The sequence below is a fragment of the Paraburkholderia sp. DHOC27 genome, from assembly GCF_003429005.1.
GTDB lineage: Bacteria > Pseudomonadota > Gammaproteobacteria > Burkholderiales > Burkholderiaceae > Paraburkholderia.
This window is the reverse complement of record NZ_QVQV01000008.1, coordinates 191,859-216,747: the sequence shown is the minus strand read 5'-3', so window position 1 is coordinate 216,747 and position 24,889 is coordinate 191,859. Positions and strand designations below refer to the sequence as shown.

The 24,889-nt window shown below is 62.3% G+C and carries 22 protein-coding genes; 8 read left to right on the top strand and 14 right to left on the bottom strand.

The window, feature by feature from the left end:
• The 3 genes from tssF to tssJ are packed head-to-tail and all read left to right on the top strand — an operon-like array spanning position 1 to position 3,490.
• Positions 1–1,827 (top strand): type VI secretion system baseplate subunit TssF, encoded by a 1,827-nt coding sequence (gene tssF / locus D0B32_RS24985; RefSeq protein ID WP_117336979.1) that lies wholly within the window; start codon positions 1–3, stop codon positions 1,825–1,827.
• Positions 1,791–2,936, top strand: a complete 1,146-nt coding sequence (gene tssG / locus D0B32_RS24980) for a type VI secretion system baseplate subunit TssG (protein WP_259295126.1) — start codon at positions 1,791–1,793, stop codon at positions 2,934–2,936. Before tssF ends, tssG begins: the two co-directional genes overlap by 37 nt.
• A 14-nt stretch (positions 2,937–2,950) precedes the next feature.
• Complete coding sequence (tssJ, locus tag D0B32_RS24975; protein ID WP_117336978.1) at positions 2,951–3,490, top strand: type VI secretion system lipoprotein TssJ; 540 nt, start codon at positions 2,951–2,953, stop codon at positions 3,488–3,490.
• A gap of 10 nt (positions 3,491–3,500) precedes the next feature.
• Here the strand turns inward: tssJ and D0B32_RS24970 are convergent, their stop codons facing one another.
• The 6 genes from D0B32_RS24970 to D0B32_RS24945 all read right to left on the bottom strand — a co-directional run bounded on the left by D0B32_RS24970 (position 3,501) and on the right by D0B32_RS24945 (position 12,005).
• Positions 3,501–4,064: a hypothetical protein gene (locus tag D0B32_RS24970; RefSeq protein ID WP_117336977.1), complete on the bottom strand. Its 564-nt coding sequence runs from the start codon at positions 4,062–4,064 to the stop codon at positions 3,501–3,503.
• The gene (locus D0B32_RS24965) at positions 4,061–4,309 is read right to left on the bottom strand and encodes a hypothetical protein (protein WP_117336976.1); all 249 of its coding nucleotides are present in this window, start codon (positions 4,307–4,309) and stop codon (positions 4,061–4,063) included. Before D0B32_RS24965 ends, D0B32_RS24970 begins: the two co-directional genes overlap by 4 nt.
• A 951-nt stretch (positions 4,310–5,260) precedes the next feature.
• On the bottom strand, positions 5,261–6,718 hold the full coding sequence (locus tag D0B32_RS24960) for an efflux transporter outer membrane subunit (protein ID WP_117336975.1): 1,458 nt from the start codon (positions 6,716–6,718) through the stop codon (positions 5,261–5,263).
• The gene (locus D0B32_RS24955; protein ID WP_117336974.1) at positions 6,711–7,898 is read right to left on the bottom strand and encodes an efflux RND transporter periplasmic adaptor subunit; all 1,188 of its coding nucleotides are present in this window, start codon (positions 7,896–7,898) and stop codon (positions 6,711–6,713) included. Before D0B32_RS24955 ends, D0B32_RS24960 begins: the two co-directional genes overlap by 8 nt.
• Entirely contained in the window at positions 7,888–11,079 is a 3,192-nt protein-coding gene (locus tag D0B32_RS24950; RefSeq protein WP_117336973.1) for an efflux RND transporter permease subunit, read from the bottom strand. Before D0B32_RS24950 ends, D0B32_RS24955 begins: the two co-directional genes overlap by 11 nt.
• 494 nt (positions 11,080–11,573) lie before the next feature.
• A complete protein-coding gene (locus tag D0B32_RS24945; RefSeq protein WP_117337179.1) occupies positions 11,574–12,005 on the bottom strand; it encodes a septal ring lytic transglycosylase RlpA family protein in 432 nt (143 codons plus the stop codon).
• Positions 12,006–12,913: 908 nt separating this feature from the next.
• On the opposite strand from D0B32_RS24945, the gene D0B32_RS24940 reads away from it, so the two are divergent.
• Entirely contained in the window at positions 12,914–14,074 is a 1,161-nt protein-coding gene (locus D0B32_RS24940) for a GAF domain-containing protein (RefSeq protein ID WP_220444960.1), read from the top strand.
• 44 nt (positions 14,075–14,118) lie between these two features.
• Here the strand turns inward: D0B32_RS24940 and D0B32_RS24935 are convergent, their stop codons facing one another.
• From D0B32_RS24935 to D0B32_RS24920, 4 genes are all read right to left on the bottom strand, one after another.
• Positions 14,119–14,379 (bottom strand): hypothetical protein, encoded by a 261-nt coding sequence (locus tag D0B32_RS24935; RefSeq protein ID WP_117336972.1) that lies wholly within the window; start codon positions 14,377–14,379, stop codon positions 14,119–14,121.
• Positions 14,380–14,751: 372 nt separating this feature from the next.
• Positions 14,752–15,600 (bottom strand): NAD(P)-dependent oxidoreductase, encoded by an 849-nt coding sequence (locus tag D0B32_RS24930; RefSeq protein WP_117336971.1) that lies wholly within the window; start codon positions 15,598–15,600, stop codon positions 14,752–14,754.
• A gap of 34 nt (positions 15,601–15,634) precedes the next feature.
• Positions 15,635–16,630 (bottom strand): alpha/beta hydrolase, encoded by a 996-nt coding sequence (locus D0B32_RS24925; RefSeq protein WP_220444959.1) that lies wholly within the window; start codon positions 16,628–16,630, stop codon positions 15,635–15,637.
• A 69-nt stretch (positions 16,631–16,699) separates the two neighbouring features.
• The gene (locus D0B32_RS24920) at positions 16,700–17,014 is read right to left on the bottom strand and encodes an EthD family reductase (protein ID WP_117336969.1); all 315 of its coding nucleotides are present in this window, start codon (positions 17,012–17,014) and stop codon (positions 16,700–16,702) included.
• Between the two features lie 179 nt (positions 17,015–17,193).
• Here D0B32_RS24920 and D0B32_RS24915 point away from each other — a divergent pair, with 179 nt between their 5' ends.
• The 4 genes from D0B32_RS24915 to D0B32_RS24900 all read left to right on the top strand — a co-directional run bounded on the left by D0B32_RS24915 (position 17,194) and on the right by D0B32_RS24900 (position 20,843).
• A complete protein-coding gene (locus D0B32_RS24915; RefSeq protein ID WP_117336968.1) occupies positions 17,194–18,048 on the top strand; it encodes a LysR family transcriptional regulator in 855 nt (284 codons plus the stop codon).
• A gap of 126 nt (positions 18,049–18,174) precedes the next feature.
• On the top strand, positions 18,175–18,354 hold the full coding sequence (locus D0B32_RS24910; RefSeq protein WP_117336967.1) for a hypothetical protein: 180 nt from the start codon (positions 18,175–18,177) through the stop codon (positions 18,352–18,354).
• Between the two features lie 82 nt (positions 18,355–18,436).
• A complete protein-coding gene (locus D0B32_RS24905; protein ID WP_117336966.1) occupies positions 18,437–18,655 on the top strand; it encodes a hypothetical protein in 219 nt (72 codons plus the stop codon).
• A 397-nt stretch (positions 18,656–19,052) separates the two neighbouring features.
• Positions 19,053–20,843 (top strand): acyl-CoA dehydrogenase, encoded by a 1,791-nt coding sequence (locus D0B32_RS24900; RefSeq protein WP_117336965.1) that lies wholly within the window; start codon positions 19,053–19,055, stop codon positions 20,841–20,843.
• 38 nt (positions 20,844–20,881) lie between these two features.
• Here D0B32_RS24900 and D0B32_RS24895 read toward each other — a convergent pair whose 3' ends face one another.
• From D0B32_RS24895 to D0B32_RS24880, 4 genes are all read right to left on the bottom strand, one after another.
• The gene (locus D0B32_RS24895) at positions 20,882–21,316 is read right to left on the bottom strand and encodes a secondary thiamine-phosphate synthase enzyme YjbQ (protein ID WP_117336964.1); all 435 of its coding nucleotides are present in this window, start codon (positions 21,314–21,316) and stop codon (positions 20,882–20,884) included.
• Between the two features lie 65 nt (positions 21,317–21,381).
• A complete protein-coding gene (locus D0B32_RS24890; protein ID WP_117336963.1) occupies positions 21,382–22,239 on the bottom strand; it encodes an SIS domain-containing protein in 858 nt (285 codons plus the stop codon).
• Positions 22,240–22,325: 86 nt separating this feature from the next.
• Positions 22,326–23,324, bottom strand: a complete 999-nt coding sequence (locus tag D0B32_RS24885; RefSeq protein ID WP_117336962.1) for an ABC transporter permease — start codon at positions 23,322–23,324, stop codon at positions 22,326–22,328.
• Positions 23,325–23,340: 16 nt separating this feature from the next.
• Positions 23,341–24,849 carry a sugar ABC transporter ATP-binding protein gene (locus D0B32_RS24880; RefSeq protein ID WP_117336961.1) on the bottom strand — a complete coding sequence of 503 codons (1,509 nt, stop codon included), beginning with the start codon at positions 24,847–24,849 and terminating at the stop codon, positions 23,341–23,343.
• Between the last annotated feature and the right edge of the window lie 40 nt (positions 24,850–24,889).

Sequence of the window (24,889 nt, the reverse complement as noted above, 5' to 3'; positions counted from 1 at the left end):
ATGGACCACGACGATCCGATCCTGCGCTATTACGAGGCCGAGATGCGCTACCTGCGTGAAGCGGGCAAGGAGTTCGCGCGGGCGCATCCCGACCGCGCTCGCATGCTCAATCTCGACCGGATCGGCGACCGCGATCCTTCCGTTGAACGCCTGTTCGAAGGCTTCGCATTCTTGACCGGGCGTCTGCAACAGAAGCTCGACGACGAACTGCCGGAATTGACCGAAGGGCTGGTGAGCCTGCTATGGCCGCACTATTTGCGCATGATTCCGTCGCTCTCGATCGTCGAATTGTTCCCGCTCGCGGAAAAACTGCAAAAGACCGAAATCGTGCCCGCCGGCGTGCCGGTTCGTTCCGCGCCAATCGCGGTGCCGCTGGCAGCCGGCATGGAGGGCGCCGCGCCGAAGACCGTGCAATGCCGCTACCGGACGACACAGGCGGTGACGTTGCAGCCGGTACGTCTCACGTATGCGGGACCAGACGTTCGTCACGATGGGCGCTCCGTGATCAGGCTGCGATTCGACGTCGATCGTTCGGCGCGGCGCGGTGCCACGGACCTTTCGCGGTTGCGCCTGTACCTGAATGCTGATTTACCCACGGCGTTCGCCATGCATCTCGCCCTCACACGGCAGGTGGAGGCCATTTCGTGGCGGCTTCCCGCGATGCACGAAGGCAGCGCTGCCGGTGACACTCGCCTGCTCGAAAACGTGACGCTCGAACCTGCGGGATTCGCCACGGAAGAGCGCTTGTGGCCCAAAGCGGAGACAGCCTTTTCCGGGTATCAACTGTTGCTGGAGTACTTCAGCTTTCGCGAGAAGTTTTTGTTCGTGGACCTGTGCGGTCTGGATCTTGCCGCGCTGCCCGCGCACGCGTTCGCCTTCGAACTGGAGATTCTGCTCGAGAATAGCTACCCGTCCGACCAGCACTTCACGGCGGACAACGTGAGGCTCTTTTGCACGCCGGTCATCAACCTGTTTCCGCTCGATGCCGAACCAATCGAGGCTAACCACCATGCAACGGAATATCGCGTGACGGCGGCGGGCCATCAGGGGGCGCACGTCGAAACGTATTCCGTGGACGCAGTCGAGTCATTCGATCACACCACGGCCGAGCGCTACGAGTACGTACCGTTTGCCGCCTTCCGTCACCGCGGCGGGATGTTGCGGCATGAGGCGCCCGAGCGGTACTTCCATACGCGAGTCAGGCAAGGTGTCACGGGTCTGCATGACACATGGGTGATTCTCGGCGGTCACGCGTGGGAGGCCATGAACGACCTGCCTGTGGAAAATCTCTCGCTCAGGGTGACGGGCACGAACGGCATGCTGCCCAGAAAAGGGTTGCGCGAAGCGAGCATCGAAGAACTGGGCGAGAGCACGCCTAACGTGTCTGGCGTACACAACCTGGTGGCACCGACCTTGCCGCTCTATCCACCCACCAATGATCGCTTCCAGTGGCGCGTGTTGTCGCATCTCGCACCCAATTTTCTTTCCATGATGGACGTGCAGGTACTGCGCGGAGCGCTCGCTCTGTATGACTGGACGGAGGATGAACTGAACCGCCGGCGTCTCACGGGCATTCTGCACGTCCGCGAAGAGCTGCTGGAGGAAGTGTCCGGCGGTTCGGTCGAGCGGGGCGTGCTGATCGAAGTCACGCTCGACAGTCACGCCTTTGCAGGCGAGGGCGATGTGATGCTGTTTGGTGAACTGCTGCACCGTTTCTTCGCGCTGTATGCGGAGATCAATCTGTTCACCCGGCTCGCGGTGGTGAGTCTGCCGTCGCAGCAACGCACCGAATGGCCGCGCAGCAAGGCGCAGCGCTCGCCGCTATGACGCCGCGCGAGATGCCCGATCTGGAGCCGCTGGTCGCAGCGCTGCTCGCTCGTGCACCGATGATGAACTTCATGCAGCTGTGCCACTTGCTCGAGGTACGGGTGCCCGAGCATCCCGGTTTCGGCTCGCGCGATTCGCTCGGGCAGGAACCCGTGAGATTCCGCCCTCGACCCCGAGTTGGTTTTCCGGCGGGCGAAATCGCTTCCGTTGAGATGGCCGGGCAGGGCAGCGCTGATAGCCCACAGGCGCCGCCGACGGTCCGCACGACATTTATGGGCTTGTACGGCGTGGACGCGGCGATGCCATCACACATGGTCGACGATATCGTGCTGCGCAGCGAGGGGCACGAGGCGCTTGAAGCGTTCCTCGATCAGTTCAATCACCGTGCCGTCACGCTGCTATACCGCGCGTGGAAGAAGTATCGCTATCCGGCGGCGTTCCGGCCCGGCGCCACCGATGCGCATTCGCGCCGACTGTTGTGTCTGGTGGGGTTCGGCTGGGGTGACAAGCCGAAGCGCGCGGGGCTGCCGGACTCGCGCGTTCTGGCGCTGCTGGGGTTGCTGATCCAGCGTACCCGCACACCGGAAGGACTTGCCGGAGTCGTAGCGCTGGCCGTGCCTGGCGTGGAGGTGCAGGTGGACGAATTCTTCCCGACCTTGAAGGGCGCAGGCAAGCCTCGACCGCTTACCTGCGCAGGCATTACAGGCGGCGCGCAGAGCAGGGACACTCGGCGTGGACTGGGCGGCGCGTACGTGCTGGGTGCGCGGCTCAGCTACCGCAGCCGTGCCGTGCGCGTGACGTTGCGGCCGGCCAATGCGCAACAGGCGCACGACCTGCTGCCCGGTGCGTGGCTGCATCGCGAACTGCTGGCCTTCATCCGGCTATACGTGGGGACGAGAGCCGACGTGCTGCTGCGCATGCAGATCTCGTCGCGGCTGGCGCCACTACCGATTATCGGCGCATTGCCGGAGAGCGGAAGGCCAGTGCCGAGGCTTGCGTGGACCACTGTGCTGCCGTCAAAAGACGAGCATCTTATCAACGTGCCGCTTGGTTGCTACGAAGCGTTTCCGACACCAGGGCCGAATCCATTCCTCGCGTCCACTGCCTGATCACACGGATTCCTATGCTTATAAGATTTGTCACGATGCCCATGCTCCTGCTCGCCGTAACGTTGCTACTGGACGGATGCGGTGCGTGGCAGAGCGTTTCTGACGCGACCACGAGCGCCTATCAGGCCGTGTTCTACAAACAGGTCAAGGTGTTGAAAGTCGACCTGAGCGCACGGGCCGAATTGAATCCTGACGAAGCGATGCGCTCGACGTCAGTGGCGGTACGCATCTATCAACTGACGGACCGCCAGCGCTTCGAGAAAGCCTCGTACGACGATTTGTTGAAGAACGACAAGGCTGTACTTGCTCAGGATCTTCGAGGGAGTATTGGCACGGTCGTGAGCCCAGGCGCGTCAGCGAGCGTGACACAGCCGATGCAGCCGGACACGGAGTACATAGGCGTGGCTGCGTTCTACCGCGACCTCAATGCAAACGGAGCGTGGCGCCGCAGCATATCGAGGAAGGATCTCTCGGCGGATACGCCGCTAAAACTGGAACTGGTGGACCGGGAGATAGTGATGACGAGCGAGGCGAGCGGGTCGAGGCAGGAGTAAAGTGAAAAGTTTATTGATTTTTGGATAAAGGAATTCGAACCGACTGTGAATCCGGAAGACGATTCGAATAGCTCTGTTCACCGTTGCCTTTCGCAGCGTCAAATCGGTAAATGATGTAACGCTTGCGAGACTCGTTTCGCATGCCGTTGGGTATAAGTATCTTCATTCCCTGAGCGCCGAGATAGACCGCTGTTGGACGGTTTCGCTCGGCGAAGTCGATACGCTCCCATCGCCTGGCTTTGTTGTTAAAGCGAACCGCCACGCCTTGGATAAAGTTTGAATTGAATTCTCCAGACATCACGAATATGCGCTCTTTAGTGCCGACGCAAGCCGTCTGTATTACCTCACCTCGCGATTGATCCTCGTCGCCAGAATAGAGCGGTACGGGAGCGGCATCATCTTGACGAAAGAAGTAGACCGCTGTGCTATCTATGGCATGACCGCGCAGCAATTCGAATTTGTGACTTCGGTCGCTTCCGAGCACGCAGTTGGTGACGCTCTCTAGAGCTGGAGCGCATAGTGCGGTGGTGGTGTAGCCGATCCACAGGATAGGTATAAATGCGGCTAGTCTCATTTGACCATGTCACGCAATGGCTGCATTGAATCAGGATCGGCGCGCAGTCGATCCGCACACGCCTTGATTTTCCGGTAGTAGATTCCGTTGGACAGACCGCGATAGAGCTTGTAAGCGCCCTCGATGGACTGCGCTTTGTTTATCCGGTACTGCATATACTCGGTGCCTAGTCCTATGTTGGTTGCATCATCAACAATAATCGAGGAACTGTGGACGGAAGCAGCGAGACGCTGGATCTCTCGCATGCGCGCCTCGCGTGCGAATCCAACACTCTTTTACATTTACCGATAGCGCACCGACGTGTCATCGCATCATTGTGGCAATCAGCCATTGCGACGACCCGATCTAGATCATATTTCTCGCGTTGCGCGAGATATTCGGAGGGTGAAATCGAGTACATTGCGTAGGCCACTGGATAGCGGTGGCAAAACGAACACCCATTTCGGCACAGACCGGACGATGAAAATGAGTTGAATACTATTTTATGGTTTGATTAGGAATACTCGCTGACGGTGAGTATGGTCTCTTGCTTATATTCGTATCCGTGTCAGGTGATGCAATGAATACTCTTCGATGCCCCCATTGCTTTAGCGAAGTTCCGCGCGGCGCGACAGTTTGTACAGGCTGTCAGGCAGAAGTCCACTACGGCCCTCCCACCGCTGCGGTCGCTGCGGGGATTCTGGCGGCGATCTTCGTCGGCTCCTTCGTAGGCAATACGTTGAAAGCAGGGAGCAGTTGGGGTCTCCTGGTGGGTGTTGCGACGTTAGCAGCCTCAGTCTTCATCGTACGGAAAGCGTGCGCTAATCGAGCGGTTTTTAAGCGCCGTTACAACACCTGAATGGCTGCAGGACCCGGCGGAACAATTGGATCGGAGAAAAATAAACTCACGCAGTATTACAACGGTGAATTTTCGCCCGGTTATGCCCCTCGGCGGAGCGCGCAGCGCAACGCTGGAGCGAATGACAGCCTTGTCACGAGCGGGGGTGATACGAGAGCGCATCTCGTCTCGGACCCCTCCCGCCAAAGATCAGAGATGGACACCTAAACGCTAGCGGTGTGAGCCGCTTTCTTTTGCCTACTTTTCTTTGCGGCAGGCAAAGAAAAGTAGGTGCTGCCCCGCACAGGGGCAACGCAAGCAAACCAACGAGAAAACAAGGAAAGGCCAAAGCCCAAAGAACAGCAAAAACCCAAAAAACTCACTTCGAAGCGTCAGCCACCAACCCAGGCGCATCCGCCACCTTGGCAAGCTCATCCGAAGACCACCCACCCCCAAGCGCATGCAACAACTGCACATTCGCAGCAAGCTGCCGCGTCTGCACATCGAGCACTTCCCGGCGGGCATCGAGCTCCACAGTCTGCGCCTGCACCACATCCAGATACCCAACGGTCCCCTGCTTATACTGCTGCGTCGCAAGATCCACAGCCGTCTGCGCATAAGAAGCCGCATCACGTTGCTGCCCGAGCGCGGTCCCCAGATACGACAGCAACGCGAGGTTATCCTCGACCTGCTGGAACGCAGCCAGCACCACACCACGATACTGTTGGCCCGCTTCCTCGGTCGCCGCCTTGGCAGCATCGAGCGTCGCTCGCCGATAACCGCCGTCGAAGACGTATTGCACCAGTTGCGGACCGATCGCCCAGAACGCATTTGGCGCGCTCACGAGGCCAGCGTAAGCGGCGCTTTGCACGCCGCCCTGCAACCCGAGCGTGATGTCCGGGAAGTACGCCGCCCGCGCCACGCCAATCTTCGCATTGGCCTCGGCGACGCGCCGCTCGGCGGCGGCGACATCGGGACGGCGCTGCAACAACGTCGATGGCAAACCGGTGGGAATGTCCGGCAACGCAATCGCCGCAGTCTGCTGCGGCAAGCTGAATTCCGACGCCGACGCGCCCACCAGCACGGCAATCGCATGCTCCAGCAACGCCCGCTGCGCGAGGTTCTGCGACAGCTGCGATTGCGCCGACGAGAGCTGCGTCTGTGCGCGCGACACATCGAGCCCCGACACGATCCCGTGGCTGTGCAAGGTCTGCGTGAGCTGCAACGCTCTCGCATACGCCACCACGGTATCGTTTAACAAGGCGGTCTGCTGGTCGAGGCCGCGCAGACGGACATAACTATCCGCGAGATCGACTTCCAGACTCAGCCGCACCGAAGCCAGATCGGCCTTGGTCGCCTGCGCTTCGTCCTTGCCCGCGGCCACGGAATCGCGCACGCGGCCCCACAGGTCGAGGTCATACTTGACGTTCGCACCGAGCGTGACGGAGTTGTAGTCGGCCGGTCCGTTGCCGCGCAACGGCGCGGTGTCGGACTGACGTTCGCGCAACGGCACGGCGCTCACGTTTACGGTCGGATAAAGCCCCGACTGCACCTGGGCGACGAATGCCTGGGCCTGCTGATAATGCGCGTACGCGGCACGCAGATCGGTATTGCTGGCGAGCAGGCGCGTTTCCAGCTCGTCGAGCTGCGTGTCGCCATACATCTTCCACCAGCCATTGCGATCAATCTGGTCGGCCGGCTGCGCCTGGGTCCAGGGTCCGGTCGTCTTGTACTGCGCGGCCACCGGTGTGGGCGGCACGTGATACTCCGGCGCGAGCGAACAGGCCGAGAGGGCAATGACGCTGGCGAGCAGCGTCGGCAGTCCGTACTTAACCATGTGCCGCTGCCTTCCTGTCTGCGGCTGTCGCCACCTGCACGTGATCGCCGTCCACGAGTCCGTCAGGCGGCGTGTCGATCACGCGATCCGTCGCCGCGAGTCCTGCGCCGATCTCCACGGTGTTGCCGAAATCGCGGTTGATCTTCACATGCTTGAACAGCACCTGATCGTTCGGCCCCAGCGTGGCCACCACGACGCCGCGTCCGTCGAACACGAGAGCGCTGGCCGGCACGCGCACGGCATCCGCCGAGACAGGCAAGTTGAAGGTGAGGCTGGCGAAGCCGCCCGGCAGCAACTTGCCGGCGGAGTTGTCCACCAGCAATTGCACGAGCGTCGTGCCGGAACTCGAATTCACCGAGTTCGCCGCTGCCACGACGCGTGCCGTGAACTGCTGGTCGGGATACTCGGGCACGCTCAGGCTCGCGGTCGTGCCGTCGTGAATGGCAGGGGAGTAGTTCTGCGGCACCTGCACGTACACACGCAACTGCTTCACATCGGAGACTTCGAACAGCTCCTGGCCGACGCCGCCGCTGCCCGCATTCACCAGCGCGCCAACGTCGGTGTCACGCGCGGTCACCACGCCGTCGAATGGCGCCACGATGCGCGCGAACGCCTTGGTGGCGATGAGGCGTTCCACGTTGGCTTTGGCCGCCGCGGCAGTGGCAGCACGCGCGGTGTAGTCGGCAGTGCGTTGATCGACATCCTGCTGGGCCACGGAATCCGTACCGCGCAACGCTTCCCAGCGCTTGGCCGTGGTACCCGCAACGAGTGCGTTGGCCTCGGTGCTTTGCAGATCGGCGCGAGCCTGCACCAGTTGCTGATCGAGTTCAGGCGTGTCGATTTCAGCGAGCACCTGACCAGCCTTGACGCGTGCGCCGATATCCACGTTCCACGACTTCAGGTAGCCACTCACCTGCGCGAAAATCGGCGCCCGCGTAAAGGCTTCGAGGCGCCCCGGCAGTTGCAGCGACGGCCCGTGAGGGTCGCGGAGCGGCTGGATCAGCGTGACGGTCTGCACGGCCTGGGCATCGGTCCACGTTTTCAGCTTGCGTGCGTCCACGGCGCGCAGCGTGAGGCCCGCGGCGACGATGCCGAGCACGACCAGAATGCCTACGATGCCGGCGATTTTCAGCGGACGGCGCGACGGCGGGTTAACAGGGAAAGCGGAATCAGACGACATGAGCGGGACCTCCCGAAGCGGCTGCCGGGGTAGCCGCGCGCCCTGGGCGCGCGTGGACAATACAGAAGATGGTGGGAACCAGGAATAGCGAAGCGGTGGTCGCGAACAGCAGGCCGCCGATCACGGCGCGGCCAAGCGGCGCGTTCTGTTCACCGCCTTCGCCGAGTGCGAGAGCCATCGGCGCCATGCCGATGATCATCGAAAGCGCGGTCATCAGCACCGGGCGGAAACGCGTGAAGCCTGCTTCGAGCGCGGCCTTGAACGGATCGCCATGTTCGGCGAGACGCTCGCGGCAGAAGCTCACCACCAGAATCGAGTTGGCGGTGGCCACCCCCATACACATGATCGCGCCGGTCAACGCGGGCACCGACAACGTGGTGTGGGTCGCGAACAGCATCCAGACGATGCCGGCCAGCGCGGCAGGCAACGCACTCACGATCACGAACGGATCGGCCCACGACTGGAAGTTGACCACGATGATCAGATAGATCAGCACCACCGCGCCGAGCAGGCCGAACAGCATGCCGGAGAACGCGCTGTTCATGGTCTGCACCTGACCCAGCAGCGCGACGCTCGAACCCTTCGGCAAGGTTTTGGCGTTGTTCTGCACGATGCGCTGGATGTCGGAAGCCACCGCGCCGAGATCGCGGTCCTGGGTGGTCGCGAAGATTTCGACCATCGGCTGGATGTTGTACTGGCTCACCACCTCGTTACTGCTGCTGCGCTCGACCGTCGCGAGGCCGCCGAGGATCTGCGACGCGCCGGACCCGCGCGGCGTGATGGGCAGGTTTTGCAGCGCCGCCAGCGAATCGAGCGTGTACTGCGGCGTCTGCATGACGATCGGATACGAGATGCCGTTCGCGTTGTTCAGCCAGAAGGTCGGCGCAACCTGGCTCGAGCCCGCGAGGTTGACGACCATGCTGTTGGTCACGTCGCTCTCGGTGATGCCAAGCAACTGCGCGCGGGTCCGATCCACGTCGACGTTAAACGTCGGGTTGGCATGCGACTGCGCGATGCGTGCGTCCACCACGCCGGGCACGTCGCGCACTTCGCGAAGAATACGGTTCGCGTAGGCGAAGTTCGCGGCGAGATTGTTGCCGCGCACCTGCAGGTCGATCGGCGCGGGTGAGCCGAAGTTCAGGATCTGACTGATGATGTCAGCCGGCGGAAACGAGAACGTCACGCCCGGAAATTCGCGCGGCAGTTTCTCGCGCATCTCGCGCACGTATTCGTCGGTGGGACGGTGGCCTTCGTTGAGCGCAATCTGGATGTCGCCATCCTGCGAGCCCACGGTACCGGTGTTGTTGTACGCGGTGTTGATGCCGCTCACCGGCAGGCCCATGTTGTCGACCACGGTGCCGAGATCGGCTGGCGGAATGATCTGGCGGATCGATCCTTCTACATTGGCGAAGATCTGCGCGGTCTTCTCGACGCGCACGCCAACCGGCGCGCGTACGTGCATCAGGATCTGCCCGGCGTCGACTGACGGGAAGAAGTTGCGGCCAAGGAACGGCACCAGCAGGAACGAAATCAGCACAAAGCCGAGGAAACCCGTCACGAAGATGCGCCGGTGATTCAGTGCCAGCTCGAGCAGGCCGTGATAGCGCTCGCGCACGCGTTCGAAGCGCGCTTCGAAGCCGCGCTGGAAGCGGCCGAGCGGCCCCGGTTGCTTGCTCTCGTGTTCATGCTCGTCCTGCGTGTGTGGCTTGAGGAGATACTTCGCCATCGTCGGCACGAGCGTTCTGGAGAGGATGAACGACGAGATCATCGCGAAGATCACTGCCTCGGCCATCGGCACGAACAGGAAGCGCGCCACGCCGTTCAGGAAGAACATCGGCACGAACACGATACAGATACACAGCAGCGAGACGAACGCAGGCGTAACGATCTGCGCGGCGCCGTCGAGAATCGCCTCCTCCACTTGCTTGCCGTGTTCCAGGTGCCAGTTGATGTTTTCGATGGTCACCGTGGCATCGTCGACCAGAATCCCCACCGCGAGCGCGAGCCCGCCTAGCGTCATGATGTTCAGCGTTTCGCCAAGCGCCGACAGCGTGGCAATGGAGCCGAGAATGGCGAGCGGAATCGAGGTGGCGATGATGAGCGTGGAGCGCCAACTGCCGAGAAACAGCAGGATCATCAGGCTCGTCAGCACGGCGGCGATCACGCCTTCGCGCGCCACGCCGGAAATGGCCGCGCGCACGAACAGCGACTGGTCGCCAATCGGATCGATCTGCAGATTGTCGGGCCACGACGCCTTCGCGGCCGCCACCTGCGCCTTGATGCCCGAGATGATCCCGAGCGTCGACACGGAGCCGTTCTTCAGCACCGACATCAGCACGGAACGCTTGCCGTTCACGTGCACGATATTGGTTTGCGGCGGATTGCCGTCGCGCACGTTCGCGATGTCACGGATATACACCGTGGTGCCGTTGGCCGCCTTGATCGGCAGATCGCCGAGCGCCTTGATCTGCGACGGCGCGTTGTTCAGTTGCAGCGTGTACTCGTAGTCACCGATCTTCTCCGTGCCCACCGGCGTGATCAGGTTCTGGCTCGCCAGCGCATTGGCGACGTCCTGCGCGGACAGGCCGCGTGCCTGCATGGCCACCGGATCGACGTCGATCTGCACCTCACGCGTCTTGCCGCCGAACGGGTAGGGAATGGCCGCGCCGGCCACCGTGGTGAGCACCGGCCGCACGGCATTCAGCCCCAGGTCACCGAGGTTCTGTTCGGTTAGGCCGTTGCCCGACAGCGCCAGCTGGATGATCGGCACCGTCGACGCGTTGTAGTTCAGGATCAGCGGCGGAGTCGTGCCAGGCGGCAACTGCCGCAACTGGGTCTGCGCGACCGCGGTCACCTGCGCGTTGGCCGTGCTGATATTCACGCCCGGCTGAAAGAAGATCTTGATGATGCCGAAGCCCGCCACGGATTCCGCTTCGATGTGCTCGACATCGTTCACGGTGGTGGTGAGCGTGCGTTCGAATGGCGAGGTGATGCGGCCGACCATCTGGTCAGGCGGCAGACCCGTGTACTGCCAGACCACGCTGATCACCGGAATTCTGATGTCCGGAAAGATGTCGGTCGGCGTTTTGAGGGCCGCCAGCGGTCCGACGATAAGAATGAAAATCGCCAGAACGACGAAGGTGTAGGGTCGCCGGAGGGCTATTCGGACTAGGGCGAGCATTAGAATTCCAGGGCTTTAGAAATACGTGGCGTGCGTCGTGTAATGCGTTGCTTGTTTTGATTGGGAAAAACGTGTTCGCATTCTCCTGATGTCCCGTTGTTTTGCGCGGAGTGACCTTGCGGCGCTCAGGGTTGTGCTCAGGGTTGCCCTGAGGCCCACGCAGAGTGTCCACAGTCGGGTTCAAGCGCGAATGTACACAAAGCCCGGAATTCCTGCTGACTTGCCAATAAAAGTCCGCTGCGTTCGATACGCCGGTCAGGCCGATTGAGTGGCGTTGGCAATGACTGTGAGTCGAGCCAGTGCTAAATAGTGAGAATCGGCCAGCCGCCGGATATCGGAGAGGAACGCGTTCAAACTGGTCTGATTTGAACCTCTGACGGCAAACCGACGGAGAATAGCGAGCATTAAAGCGTTCTAAAAGAGATCATTCCCACAATACAGTTGTGTGGAAAATAAAAGGACTGCGATTCGGGTAATCGCCACTGATAGCGCGGTTATTGTTCACGCGATGCATCGGTTGCGCCGGTGCCGGGTTTCACGCTGCCGTCACGTTGCGGCACTTCGATGGGTTTGACTTCGACCGGCGCGGTGCCGTCCTCTTTCAGGCCGAGCTTGTCGGCGGTCTTGGGTGACACATCGACAATGCGGTTCTTCACATACGGTCCGCGATCCTGGATCTCCACCACGGCGGTATTGCCGTTCTTCAGATTGGTGACCTCGGCCTTGGTGCCGAGCGGCAGCGTCTTGCTGGCGGCCACGTTCGATTGCGGATCCATCGGTTTGCCGTCGGCCATCTTTTTAGAGTAGAAGTTGCGGCCATAGTACGAGGCTTTGCCTTTGCGCGTCTTGCCGGTGCGATCGAGTTTGGCTTCGTGGACGGCGCTGGCGCCTGTCGCGCTCGATGTCGTCGTTGCGGTCGTGCTCATGCTGGTGCTTGCGCTGGTGCTCGTCGTCGTCTCCGCCGCGGAGGGGGACTTGTGGGTCGCAAAGGCAGTGCTCAGGCAACCTGTCAGCAACAGAAGCAACAGCGTTCGTTGCAGGCGCACCCATTCCGGTTTGGGCCGAAGTTGCCTCGGACGTGCTGCGCAGCGCTTTGTCCAGTGCGATTGCCCGTACCTTTGCCAGGCGGGCAGGGGGAAAACGTCGGGTTTCACGAGCCACTCCTTTTTAATCTGTCAAAAGCAGTGGGCATCTTGTTTAGCGATCCATACAGCGGTCGCGATGTCTCTTCTGATCAATAGCGGCGAGCCGTCACTCCGCAGCTCCGAATAGCCTTGGGCGAAGGGTTAATCGTCTACACAAAGCACGCGTGCAGGCGTCTCGATACTCTTGCGGGGTCCTAATGAACGGAGGCGTCGCATCGCCTGATGGTGCTGGTAGCAATGCATGTGCCCCGCGACCATTCGCAAAGTGCGGACGAAAAAAAGCCGGTCTGTTGCCAGACCGGCTGAAAAGTTCTGGCTTCCGAGGGACGAAAAAAACGCCAGAACCTGAGAGACGTAAAACCGGATCGAACGCGCCAGCGACGGCTTCAACCATCGCCGCCGGCAGATCAAAAGTTACCTGAATCGGGCAAAAACTCACTGGGTTCAATTTTTACCATTTTTTCCGTTTTTCGCCTAGAAAAAACGAATCGTTTCCTCCAGGGAATCACCTTCAAACGCTTTTCCGGCCACGGCTGAGGCGAAACCCGCCACGCAAGTTGCTCAAAGTCCTTGTCCAGAAAGGGTTTCGGCCCTAATCTTGAGTTTCTTGAATTAAACTAGCGCGAATTGCCAAATTTGCCAAATTTTTTGACGTTGCGGCCGGCCCGCCAAACCATTAACGTTCGCCCATGACCTCACCCGACGACCTGGATGACCCGATCATCACGACCCGCGCGGCGGCGCAATTGTTGGGTATATCCATTCGCACTGCGCAGACATGGATAGAGAGCAACGCACTCGAGTCGTGGAAAACGCCCGGCGGCCACCGGCGCGTGCGGCGCAGCGCCGTGCTTGCCTTACGCGCGCGTCTGAGCGCCGCGGATCCCAAGGCCAACGCGCTGGTGCTGGTGCAGGCCGACGAGATCAACCTCGCGCGGTATCGGGAGGTGTTTGCGGCGATGCCGGAGTGCACGGTGGTATTCGATAGCGACACCTTCGCGTCGATGCTCACCATTGGGCGCACCTTGCCGGCTGTCGTGCTGGTGGATCTGGGCCGCGCGGACTGGGACCGTTTCGCGATGCTACGGCGCGTTCTCCACGACCCTGAACTCGCGCATACGCAGATCGTCGCGATAACGGATATCGGCGCCGCCCAGTTGATGACGGAACTCGGCACGAGCCGCCACGTGTCGCGCGTGCCGTCGAATATCACGGCCGAGGCGCTGATGGGCATCGTGCAGACCCTGGCGCGCAATACGGGCGCCGTGCCGGGGGAGGGCGCAAGCGGTAGCGAAGCTCAGGAACGCATGCCCTACCCGGTGCCGGCCAACGAAGCGCAACGCGTGCTCGCGCTGCGCCGCACGGGCCTGATCGACTCACCCTACGAAGCGGCGTTCGATCGCCTCGCGTGGCTCACGGCACGCACGCTGTCCGCGCCCATGTCGATGATCAGCCTGCTCACGCCGGAGCGGCAGTGGTTCAAGGCGCACTATGGACTCACGCTGCGCGAAACGCCGCGCATGCTGGCCTTCTGCAATCACGCCATCATGCAGCACGACGTTTTCGTGGTGGAGAATGCCGCAACCGATCCGCACTTCAAGGACAACCCGTACGTGACCGGCGAGCCTGGTGTGCGCTTCTACGCCGGCGCGCCTTTGATCGATCCGGATGGCTACGCGCTTGGGGCGCTGTGTGTGGTGGATGTGGTGCCGCGTCAACTCGACGACGACCAGCGCGCGGCGCTGAAAGCGCTGGCCGAACTGGCTTCGGACAAGATCAATCTGCGTCTGAAAGACCGGCAGCTTCGCTGGGCCGGCAGCGGTAACGGCGCGGCAGATCCCGAAGAGTGAACGCGTTGCGAACGTGGGCGAGGTGCAGCGCAGTCAGCCGGGCATCAACTGAAGTCGACCGTCCCGAGCATGACCATCGCGAGCGTCGGATTCTGACGGCGCGATTTATAGGCCGCGGAACGGATGCGCATCTTGTTCGCCTGAAATACTTCAACCGGCGAGTAATTGGTTGCGTCCATCAAGATGCGCATCGCCGAGGCGGAAATGCGGCCGGGAATCGTGGCGGTGCCGTCGTGAATCGTGAAGTTGAGATAACCGCCGCGATCGTCGTCACGCGGGTCGGCAATATCGAAAGCGTCTTGCATGTTGGCTCTCCAAACGGACAGCGATCGTTTTCCAGACGGAACGTGCGACCGCCAGCCAGCCAGGTCGAAACCCGTGGTTTCCAGAGCACGCGACATTTACGTGGAATGTCGAAGCGAGTGAAGCAGTAGCCGAGGTAGCAAATTTTGGACCCCGGCGTAAAAGGTACCGATTCCAGGCTTTTATTTGTTCGAAGGCCCGCGCCGGTGGCCGCGCTGGCCGCAGTGGACGATGCCTTGCAAGCGCATTGCAGCGACGCATTCTGTGCCGCCAGGCGCCGGCATGACGGACAGAGTGTGAAAAATCTACCAGCACCCGTGGCCTCGCCGCTGCCCAATCCTGGTTCAACGCTGGTTCAACGCACAGTGTGGCTGTCAGCCCTGACCCAAGGTGATTTTGGCCATTGCCGACCAGTCGCGGTCACCAAAGCCTGCGTCGACGGCTTCCCGCATCTGCGCATGGACCGCGTCGAGCATCGGCAGCACGCGCGCGGCATCGGTTGCGGCTTCCTTTGCCAGACGCAGATCCTTGAGGCCGAGCGTGGCCTTGAAGCCAGGCTGATATTCGTCGCGAAGAATATTGCGTGAATAGGTCTGATACGGACGGCTGCCGAAGAGCGTGCCGAGGATCAGGTCGAAGAAGCGTTCGCGCGCGAGGCCATTGGTCTCGGTCAGCACCACGGCTTCGGCCATCGCCTCGATCGCCATTGTGATCATCATGTTGCAGGCAATCTTCGCGGCGTGCGCGGTGGGCGGTACTTCGCCCATGTCCCAGATGTGTTTGCTGATGACCTCCAGCGCCGGCTTCACGGTTTCCAGCGCGGCCGGCGCACCCGCCGCAAGCACGTTGAGTTCGCCCTTCGCGGCGACATCCGGCCGCCCCAGCACCGGCGCGGCCACATAAGCAATGCCGGCCGCGCGATGGTGCTCCACCAGTTCCCGCGAAAATGCCACGGAGATGGTCGATGCCACCACATGCACCAGACCCGGCCGCGCTTCAGACAGCAGGCTCGCATCCAGCAGGACGCTGCGGATAGCCGCGTCGTCGGCCAGCATCGTCAACGCCATGTCGCCCTGCAGCGCCTGCGCGGGCGTCTCGACCATGCGCACCCCATCCACGTGGCCGCCCGAGCGGTTCCACGCAGTGACCGAGTGACCGGCGCCAACCAGATTACGAGCGATTTCCTGGCCCATCGCCCCAAGACCCACCATTCCAATTTCCATTTGATGCTCCGTTTATGGTTCGTTTCTCCATGGCTCACTCGGCTGTTTCCGTGTGTTCGATGAGCCACTTCAACACCGGCGCGAGCGCCTCATCCGAGTTCTTCTCGTAGATGAGCCCGTGACCGTTGCCGAACACACCGTGGTCGGGCAGATGCAGCAGTTCAGCCGCGCTGCCCGCCGCCTTGAGCTGCTCGATGGCGGGCCGGCTGGCGGCAGCGAAAGCCGACGCCTCGGCAGTGACGGCGACGATCGGCAAACCGGCGAGCGCCGGCAGGCGGTGTGCGCCAGGCGCGGCCGCCCGCAGTGCTTCGGGCGACGCAACCGGCGGCTCCCAGTTCAGCGGCACGGCCGCGAGTCCCCAGCTCAACGCGCCGATATTCGGAATCTCCGCGAAGGGCGGCCCCATCGGTTCAATGGCGACGATCGCCTTGACCAGCCCCGGCCGGCGATCTGCGACCAGCCACCCGACCGGTCCCGACGCCGAATGGGTCAGAAGGATCGCCGGGCCGATCCGGTCCAGCAACTTGGCAATCCGGTCCGCTTCGATGTCCTGGGAAAACGCGAGGTCGGCAGGCAGCGGGCCGTAACCGGCAATGAACGCGTCCATAGCTGCTTCGTCATCCTGAGCAAATGGCCATTGGGTGTGCTGGTCTGCATATTCCTCCGGGAAGTAGATGTGGCGACCGTGTTCGTAGGAGAACGCGGGTCCCATCGGTCCCATCGTCTCGACGTGGAAGGGCGAGCGTCCTTGCCCGGGGCGATCGGCAACCAGCACCGCGTAGCCCGCTTCCACGAGCCGTTGCGCCCAGCCAGGCCGCCCATCCGGCGTATCGAACCATTCGGTGCCCTGATAGCCGCCGCCATGCAGCAGCACGATCGGCCAGGGACGCCTCACCTGCTCCGGCGCTTCCCACTCGACGAAGAGCGGGCCACATTGATAGGTCTGTCCGTTGCGCTGGATCCGATCGCCCGGAATCCACATATGGCCGCGCCGCACGGTACGGGGCGCGGTATTTTTCCAGAAAGCCAAGTTCGTTCTCCTGTCTATATTGAAGACGGCCGGGTTGGCAGCGGGACGCTCACGACTGCTCAGAACCCTTCAGAGTGGCGTGATTCGACTGCGTGTCGGGGCAAGATCGGTGAAGCGCGCAACGTCGGCCATGACGTCTTGCGTCTCCGGCGATCCAAAGGCGGCTTCGATGGCGGCCTCGTCGCGGAACCGGCATTCGCAGATCGCAAGGGTGCCAACCTGCGGCAGCGGCGGAAAGAAGGCCGCGACGCTCTCGAGCCCGTAGCGCTGCCACGCCTGCATCACCAGCGGCAGATGCTGCTCGACGTAGTAGCGCTGGTCGAAACGGTCGCTGGGCGCACCCTCGTAGGTGACATATACGGTAGTCGATGCAAGCTTCGACATGACACTTTCCTCCTGCCCGTTTTCTCCGTTCAGCCTCGCTCGCCATGACGAGAAACGGGTTCCCAATGGCAACGAGGACGTCACGACATGCGACGACGGTTTCAAGTCTCGCAAATACATTCTTGTTCGGCAATTCAATATAATGAACATCGTCCGTTCATTTTTGTGGGTGCGAGGCAATGGAGTGGAGCGACGTCAGGATTTTTCTGGCCATAGCGCGCACGGGAACGCTAGGTGGCGCCGCGCGTGCGCTGGATCTCAGTCATCCCACCATGGGGCGGCGCCTGCGTGCGCTCGAAGAGGCCACCGGGCAGGTGCTGTTCCAGCGGACCGCCGACGGTTTCGTGCTCACCGAGGAAGGTAGCGCCATCCTGCCGCTGGCGGAGCAAATGGAAGAGAGCGCGCTGGGTATGGAGCGGCGGCTGGCCGGCGAGCAGCAAAATCTCGCGGGCACGCTCAGAGTCTCGTCGGCGGACTGGTTCGGCGCTTATGTCCTGCCACCCGTGATCGCAGAATATTCGCGCACGTATCCTCTGGTGCAGATCGAAGTGTTGACGGGCACGCGCCTGTTCAATCTGGCGCAGCGTGAAGCGGACATCGCGTTCCGTATCGTTCCGTTCAATGGGCCCGACATCGTGCAGCGACGCGTGACGCAGATGCCTTACGGTGTGTACGTGGCTGTCGGCAGCGCTGATGCCGTGGAGGGTGACGGTACCGGCAACCGTTTGATCGCGATGGATACCTCCACGGGCAGCTTTCCGGACATAGACTGGCTAAAAAACCGTTTCCCCAACGCGGACGTCGTATTGCAGTCGAATAACCGCAACGTACAGGCGCAGATGTGCGGGCAAGGCCTGGGGATCGCCGTTCTGCCGCGGCCGGTTGGCGATCAGATCAGTACCATTCGCCGGCTCGAATTGAGCGAGGATCCGCCGCGCCGCGATATCTGGATGGGTTATCACCGCGACCTGCGGCGGCTGCACCGGCTGCGCGCTTTCGTGGATCTCGTCGTCGAGCACCTTGCCGATGAGTGACGCTTAACCACGATGAGTCACGCTCAACCACGATTCGCCACCCGGCACTTGAGCCCTGCTTTGCCATGCAGACGCGGAACGCGTCTTGCGTGCCTCTAACGCATCCGACACACAACGGAGGCGGAAATGGCAAATAACCCGAAACAGCAGCATTCAGCCGGTAGCAAGTCCGAGGAAGATCTCGACAAAGGTATCGAAGATACCTTTCCCGCCAGCGATCCGCCGGCCACCGGTGGCACCACCCGGATCGAATCGGAAGATGGCGAAGAAGTGGACGAGGACCGCGAAAGCGGCAAGGCGAAATGATGTTCTAGCGCCTCGACGGCCGGTGGGCGCGGTCGCGTCCACGGTCGTTGGGCCATCACCGGGGACGAAACCGGAGGCGACCATGAAGACGATCGAACTGCTGCACAACGACGACGAGGTGCTGGACCCATTGGATACCCATCTCAAGACGCGTGGGTCTGTTCTTGTCGACGGCTCGCCCGTGGGTGGCTGGGCGGAACACGACGACGGCACCTGGAAAGCATGGGTGCGTAAGCCGCGTTTCGAAGTGACGGCTGCCAGCGCGGAGGCATTGAAACGCGAGTTGGCCGAGCGCGTGTAGATCAGGAAGTTGGTAGTCCGAACAACGGAAGGACTGAAGAAACGCTCTGCGTCACAGAATGACGTAAATCTTGCGCATCGTCTCGTCGACCTGCCACAAGCCCTCCGTATTCGCGGCGAAAAACAGCGTATCGCCGCCCGACCCGATACAGCCACGCGCCATCCCTCCGCAAAGCTCCTGTGACGCAGAGGTGCAAACGACGAGGTAGCCACCGAACCCAATCTACCCGCCGTCCAAAATGTGGCAGACTTTGTCAATCAATGGGCAGCTTTTGCCATGTGAGCAAAGCGCGGGCGGCGCTACGATAGCGTCCATTCCCGCAGTCAACTCAGGCATTCGCCGTGTGCTGCGACCATTGCTACGACGATAGCCCGTTATAAAAGAGTGGAGACGCGCGATGAGTTACACCGCCCCGATAAAAGACATGCTGTTCGCGATGACGGAACTGGCCGCGCTCGACCAGATCACGGCATTGCCCGGCTTTGAAGACGCCACGCGCGACACCGCGCAAGCGGTGCTCGAAGAATCCGCCAGGCTCTGCGGCGAAGTGCTGGCGCCGCTGAACGTGGAAGGCGACCGTAATCCGAGTAGCTGGAAAGACGGCAAGGTCACCGCCACGCCCGGTTTTGCCGAAGCGTTCCGGCAGTTCGCCGAAGGCGGCTGGCAAGGCGTGCAGCATCCGCTCGACTACGAAGGCCAGGGCTTGCCCAAGCTGATCGGCACGCCGTGCGTCGAAATGCTCAACTCGGCCAACCTCTCGTTTGCGCTGTGCCCGCTGCTCACCGACGGCGCCATCGAAGCGTTGCTCACCGCCGGTACCGAAGCGCAGAAGCAGACCTACGTGCCCAAGCTGATCTCCGGCGAGTGGACAGGTACGATGAACCTGACCGAGCCGCAGGCCGGCTCCGATCTCGCGCTGGTGCGCACGCGCGCCGAGCCGCAGGGCGACGGTTCGTTCAAGCTGTTCGGCACGAAAATCTTCATTACGTGGGGCGAACACGACATGGCGAAGAATATCGCCCATCTCGTGCTGGCCCGCACGCCGGACGCGCCGGAAGGCGTGAAGGGCATTTCGCTTTTCATCGTGCCGAAGTTTCTCGTCAACGAAGACGGTTCGCTCGGCGAGCGCAACGACGTGCATTGCGTGTCGATCGAACACAAGCTCGGCATCAAGGCGAGTCCCACCGCCGTGCTGCAATTCGGCGATCACGGTGGCGCGATCGGTCATCTGATCGGTGAAGCGAACCGTGGCCTCGAGTACATGTTCATCATGATGAACGCGGCCCGTTTCGCAGTGGGCATGCAAGGCGTGGGTGTTTCGGAGCGCGCGTACCAGAAGGCGGTCGCGTATGCGAAAGAGCGCGTGCAAAGCCGTCCGGTGGACGGTTCGGCGAAGCAGTCGGTGACCATCATTCATCATCCGGACGTGCGCCGCATGCTGTCCACCATGCGCTCGCTCACCGAGGCTTCGCGCGCGCTTGCCTACGTGGCGGCGTCACACTGCGATATTGCGCATCGTCATGCCGACGAGGCCAAACGCGCCGAGCATCAGGCCATTTACGAATTCCTCGTGCCCATCGTGAAGGGCTGGAGCACCGAGCTTTCCATCGACGTCACGAGCCTCGGCGTGCAGGTGCATGGCGGCATGGGCTTCATCGAAGAGACGGGCGCGGCCCAGTACTATCGTGACGCGCGCATTCTGCCCATCTACGAAGGCACCACGGCGATCCAGGCCAACGATCTGATCGGCCGCAAGACGGTGCGCGACGGCGGCGCGGTGGCGCGGGTCCTGCTCGGCGGGATCGCGGCGACGCTCGCGCAGCTCGACGGCCAGAAGGGCGCGGCCTACGAAGCGATGGGGCGCCACCTCGCACAGGGACATCGCTCGTTGCACACGGTGGTGGAGTTTGTGGTGGCGAACACGAAGCGCGATCCGAATGCGGTGTTCGCAGGCAGCGTGCCGTATCTGAAGCTGGCGGGTATCGTGCTGGGCGGCTGGCAGATGGCGCGGGCCATGCTGGTGGCAGCACAAAAGCATGCGGAACACCCGTCGTTCTACGGCGCGAAGATTGCCACCGCCCACTTCTACGCGGACCACGTGCTGTCGCAGGCCACGGCGCTGGAAGCGTCGATTGTCAGCGCCAGGGGCGACGAGGGCGTGCTGGCGTTGTCGGAAGACCAGTTCTGAGGCGAAGCGGCCGTCATGGCCGCTTGCTGCTTACTCTTTCAGTATGAGCGCGCGGTGTCGCCGATGAGATGCGCGACGATATCGCGCGTTTGCGGTCTGCGCCGATGCTCGAACAGGTAGATGCCTTGCCACGTGCCGAGCGTCATGCTGCCGTGCTCGATTGGCACGCTCAACTGCACCTGGGTGAGCACGGTGCGCAGATGCGCCGGCATGTCGTCCGGGCCTTCGGTATCGTGTTCGTAGCGCGTGTCGTCTTCCGGTGCGATGGTGTCGAAATACGCTTCGATGTCACGTCGCACGGAAGGGTCCGCGTTTTCCTGAATGATCAACGACGCCGACGTATGACGGCAGAACAGCGTCAGGAGTCCGGTCTGGATGGCCTGCTCATGGACGAACTCGCGCACCTGCGCGGTAAAGTCGACCAGACCGCGTGCGGGCGCCCTGACGTGCAGATGGCGAATGGCTTGCTGCATGAATGAGCCTCCGGGCCGATGCAAATTGCGCAACCAGCGCAAGCAACGCAAGTAGCGCAGCGTGACTAGATCACGCCCGACGTCCGCATGTCGGTGAGGCGCTTCTTCATGTCGAGCACGTCCAGCGAATGTTGCTCGCCTTTGCGTAACGCCACGCTAGTGGAAAGAATATCGACGATCACCAGCGCGGCGAGCCGCGACGTGGTGGGCGTGTAGACGTCGGTATTTTCCAGCGTTTCCGCAATCACGGCAACGTCGCAGAAACGCGTGAGCGGGCTGTTCGAGCCGGTAATCACGACCACGGACGCGCCGCGCTCTTTCGCCGTGCGCGCCACTTCGATCAACGAGCGCGTCGAACCGGTGTTGGAAATCGCCACCACCGCGTCGCCCGGCTTCAGCATGGAAGCGGCAATGTACTGCTGATGCGAGTCCTGATGCGCAATGCACGGCACGCCAAAAAGCGGAAACTTCTGTTGCGCGTCCTGGGCCACGATGCCCGATGCGCCGAAGCCGAAAAACTCGATGCGCCTCGCTTTGGCCAGCAGATCGACCGCGCGTCCCACCGCGGCGAAGTCGAGCTTCTTGCGGGCCCAGTCCAGACTCGTGATGGTGTAGTCGAAAATCTTGGTCGCCACTTTCTCGGGATCGTCGTCGCGGCCGAGCACGGAATGCGTGGCCGGCGCGCCGAGCGCGAGGCTTTGCACGGCCCGCACCTTGAAGTCGCGAAAGCCGCTGCAGCCAATCGTGGCGCAAAAGCGCAGCACGGTCGGCTCGCTTACCTGCGCGAGACGGGCCAGTTCGGCGAGGCTCGTGTCGGCGATCGAGTCGAGGTTGGCGAGGATATATTCAGCCACCTGCCGGCTGCCGCGCCGGAGGTTGGGACGGGCGCGGTCGATCAGTTCGAGGATGTTGTAATCGGGCACGTAGTTTCCCTTCGTTCAGGCCAGACAGAAGGCGCCGCGAACGGCGCCTTCTGCGAATGATGCGACAACGAAGTGTACCGAATCAATCAGCGGCGCCAGAAACGTACGCCCCGTTGTGACAGCACGGCAGCCACGATGATGACGCCCATGACCACCTGCTGATGGTAACCCGGCACGCTGGCCAGATTCATGATGTTGCCGATCACGCCAAGGATCAGCACACCCATCAAGGTATTGAGCGCGCCGCCCTTGCCGCCCGCGAGACTCGCGCCGCCAATGACGACGGCGGCGATCACGGTCAGTTCGTCGCCCACGCCCACTGTCGGCGCGCCCACGCCGGCGCGTGCCGTGGAGATGATGCCGGCCATCGCGGCGAGCAGGCCGGAGGCCACATAGGTACCCATGATATGGCGTGCCACCGGCACGCCGGACAGTCGCACGGCTTCTTCGTTGGAGCCGATGGCCCGCACCACGCGGCCGGCGCGCAGGCGGTTCAGCGCAACGCCGCCAATCACGAAGACGATCAGCATCACGAGCGTGGGACCGGGAATGTCCAGATAGGTGTGCCGGCCGAAGTCGAGCAGCGCCTGACCCGGATCGTCCACGAGAATCGGCGAACCGTTCGAGACGATCATCGCCACACCGCGCGCCACCGTCATCATGGCGAGTGTGACGACGAACGGCGTCAGGCGGCACCATGCCACCAGCACGCCGGACACGAGCCCGCACAGGGCGCCCACCAGCAAGGTGGCGATCAGCGCAAATGTCAGACCGTGATCGGGGATCAGCATGGCCGAAAGCACGCTGCCGAGCGCGGCAATCGAGCCCACCGAGAGGTCGATGCCGCCCGTCAGCACGACGAGCAGCATACCCACCGACATGATGCCTACGCCCGCCACCTGGCGCGAGATGTTGGCGAGGTTCGCCACCGAGAAGAAGTCGCTGGATACGAACGACGCCGCGATCACGAGCACGAGCAGGATGGCGACGGTGTTGAAGCGGCGCGCGACCGACCACCACTGCTGCGCGCGGGGGTGGCCAGGCTGCGCCCGGCGCGATTCTGGCGTGACGGCGCTGGGATTCATGGTGTGTCTCCGAACTTTAATGATGTGAGAGGGTAGGTGCCTCATCCGAGGCGCGCAGCAGGGACAGCGACAGAATGCGTTCTTCGCTGTAGTCGGCGGGTTCGAGCTGACCGCGAATCTGGCCTTCGCCCATCACGAGGATGCGGTCGCACAGTCCCATCAACTCCTGATGCTCGGACGAGATCACGAGCACGGCCTTGCCGCGCTCGGCGAGTTGATTGATGAGCGAATAGATTTCCACCTTGGCGCCGACATCCACGCCGCGTGTGGGCTCGTCGAGAATGATGAGGTCGCCGTCGGCGTGGAACCACTTGGCGAGCACGACCTTTTGCTGATTGCCGCCGGAGAGCGTCGAGACGTCGGCGTCCATGGAGCGCGCCTTGATTCGCAGCGACTCCATCAGCGCCTTGACGAAAGCGCGCTCGCGACCGAACTGCAAAAAGCCGCCCGGCCCACTCACGGTTTTCAACGCGGCGAGCGTGGCGTTGATGCGGATCGGCATGGACAGCACCGCGCCCTGGCCTTTGCGATCTTCGGGCACGAAGCCGATGCCGGCACGCACGGCGGCGATCGGCGAGCGGATTGCGAAGGGCTTCTGCTTCAGTTCAATCGTGCCGGAATCACGCGCATCGGCGCCGAAAATCAGCCGTGCCACTTCGGTGCGGCCCGAGCCGATCAGGCCGCCGAGCCCGACCACTTCACCCGCGCGCAGCGTGAACGACACGTCACGTACGGCATCGCCGCGCGTGAGCGCTGTGACCTTGAGAATTTCCTCGCCCACCGTGGCATTGCGCTTTGGAAACAGCACGGAGAGTGGACGGCCCACCATCTTGCGGATCAGTTCATCACGCGTGATGCTCTCGGGCTTGACCGTGTCGACCCGCTTGCCATCTTTCAGCACGGTGATGCGGTCGGCAATGGCAAATACTTCTTCGAGCCGGTGCGAGATATAGACGATGCCCACGCCACGCGCCCGCAGTTCTCGCACGATTTCGAGCAGCCGGTTTGCATCCGATGGCGCAAGCGCGGCCGTGGGTTCGTCGAGCACGAGCAGCTTGACCTGGCCGCTCAGCGCTTTGGCAATTTCGATGACCTGGCATTGCGCCGCCGAGAGCGAGCCCACCAGCGTGGCCGGGTCGATCTCGAAGCCGAGGCTCTCGATCAGTTCGCGGGTTTTGCTGCGCAGACTGCGCCAGTCGATCACCGCCGGCAGCGTGCCGAGAAAGACGTTTTCCGCCACGGAGAGATCGGGCGCGAGCGCGGTCTCCTGATGGATCACGGCAATGCCTTCGGCCAGCGCCGCGTGCGGATTGCGAAACGACACTTCGCGGCCTTCCACGCGGATCGTGCCGGCGTCCGGTTGATGACCGCCGCCAATCACGCGCATCAAGGTCGATTTGCCCGCGCCGTTTTCACCGACCAGCGCGTGCACTTCGCCGCCGAACACGTCGAAATCGATCGACTCGATGGCATGGATGCCACCGAAGCGCTTGTCGACGCCGGCAAGAGCGATGAACGGAATCATGAGACTGTCTCCTGGATAGCAGGCGCCAGCCGTGGCCGGC